Origin of the sequence: Kitasatospora nipponensis (assembly GCF_039528135.1) — a bacterium.
GTDB classification, from domain to species: domain Bacteria; phylum Actinomycetota; class Actinomycetes; order Streptomycetales; family Streptomycetaceae; genus Kitasatospora; species Kitasatospora nipponensis.
In genome coordinates this window covers 1-1,428 of sequence record NZ_BAAALF010000454.1, presented here as the reverse complement: position 1 = coordinate 1,428, position 1,428 = coordinate 1, and the positions used below count along the sequence as shown (strand labels likewise).

General features: G+C 68.6%; 3 protein-coding genes and 1 pseudogene. 3 read left to right on the top strand and 1 reads right to left on the bottom strand.

Annotation, left to right across the window (positions count from 1 at the left end; translation table 11 throughout):
• Positions 1 to 127: 127 nt before the first annotated feature.
• The 3 genes and pseudogenes from ABD323_RS41135 (at position 128) to ABD323_RS41125 (ending at position 1,004) form a co-directional block, all read left to right on the top strand.
• Positions 128 to 346 carry a hypothetical protein gene (locus ABD323_RS41135; protein WP_184915984.1) on the top strand — a complete coding sequence of 73 codons (219 nt, stop codon included), beginning with the start codon at positions 128 to 130 and terminating at the stop codon, positions 344 to 346.
• Between the two features lie 113 nt (positions 347 to 459).
• Positions 460 to 669: pseudogene (locus tag ABD323_RS46150) on the top strand (transposase); the annotation flags it as partial.
• A gap of 98 nt (positions 670 to 767) precedes the next feature.
• Positions 768 to 1,004 (top strand): hypothetical protein, encoded by a 237-nt coding sequence (locus ABD323_RS41125; protein ID WP_184915970.1) that lies wholly within the window; start codon positions 768 to 770, stop codon positions 1,002 to 1,004.
• A 22-nt stretch (positions 1,005 to 1,026) separates the two neighbouring features.
• On the opposite strand, the gene ABD323_RS41120 is transcribed toward ABD323_RS41125, so the two are convergent.
• A partial coding sequence (locus ABD323_RS41120; protein ID WP_344447208.1) for an MBL fold metallo-hydrolase occupies positions 1,027 to 1,428 on the bottom strand: 402 nt, incomplete at its 5' end.

The window sequence follows — 1,428 nt, the reverse complement described above, 5'->3', positions numbered from 1 at the left end:
ACGAACTCGGAGGCCCTACAACATGCCGGTTGGAGGCAGTTAGTACCCCAGTGTGGCTTCGCGATCATGTCGGTCGCATGGCCTGCCCATGGCTGGCCATGGGCTATGACGTGCACATCAGCGGCGTGTGAACTGGTGGGCTGAAGAAGGCCAGGACATCAGCACGGCGGAATGGGAAGCGGTGGTCGCTGGCGATCCCGGCCTCGCGATGGCCCCGATGTGGTGGAGCGCCGGCCGGTTCGTGTCCAAGAACCCGAGCGATGCGGTGATCGCGACGATGTGCCAGGTGGCGAAGGTGCTGAGCGCGCGGGTCCAGGGTGACGACGGCGAGTACTACGACGCTTGACGCGTGCAGCCACCGCGGGATGATCAAGGGTTGTGTCGACTCTTGAGGATCGTGCGATGGCCGCGAGCCATAGCGCAGCCCCTGCCCGATGGCGGGCGTTGTTCGACCAGGCCATGGCCCGGATCGCGGGCCCGTTCGGATGGGTGGAACCTCGCGCCACCGCCCGTGTCTATCTGCTCGGGTTGCTGTCCGGTGCCGAGCGCAAGAACTGCTGGCAGCTCGCGGAGTACGCAGGTCATGCCCGTTCCAGGCCGATGCAGCGGCTAGTGAGGACTGCCCGCTGGAATATGGCCGCGGTGCGCGACGAGGTCCGCCGCTACGTTCGTGGGATTTCCGCCGGGCGGTACGGGGGACAACCCCCCTCAACGTCCGGGGGAGCATCGGATGTTGGGGGCTTTCGGCAGTCCGTAGCGTTCTCTGCATGACGACGAACCAGAACATTCAGTGGATGCAGCAGGGTGGCGCGGCGATGCTCCTGGCGACGGGACTGCCTGCGGAGCTTGAGGAGATGCTCGCCTCGGAGCAAATGGAGAGCCTGCGGGACCCGCACCTGCGGTGGTTGCAGCACGGTGGTGGCGCGGCGATGCTGCTGGCGACCGGGCTGCCGGTGGAGCTGGAGAAGGTGCTTGTCGGGGCGGGCTCGTCGGCGGGGCGGTAACTCCGGCTGCAGGGGCCGGAGTTCAGAGTTGTTCGGTAGTGCCCGGGGTGAGACGGCGGAGCCGGCCGGTCAGGTCCGGGGTGGTGAAGGCTTCGGTGATGCGGGCCGGGTCCTCGGTGAAGTGGGCCCAGGAGTCGAAGTGCAGGGGGATCACGGTGCGGGCGCGGAGGGTGCGGGCGAGTTGGGCTCCCTCGGTGCTGCTGAGGGAGAAGGCGCGGTCGCCGGTGGACGGGAAGTGGGCGTCGCCGAAGTGCAGGAAGGCGGTGTCGATGGTGAAGCGTCGGCCGATCTCGTCCAGGGCGTCGTGGCGCACGGTGTCGCCGGAGACGTAGAGGGTGCCGCCGTCGTACTCGACGACGAAGCCGGTGACCGGGCCGGTGGCGGGCTCGGTGCCGGCCGGGGCGTGCCGGGGGGGGGTGGCGGT

What these genes read in the sequence shown, in the direction of transcription:
- ABD323_RS41125 (WP_184915970.1), top strand. Translation starts at nt 768, where the DNA reads ATGACGACGAACCAGAACATTCAGTGGATGCAGCAGGGTGGCGCGGCG.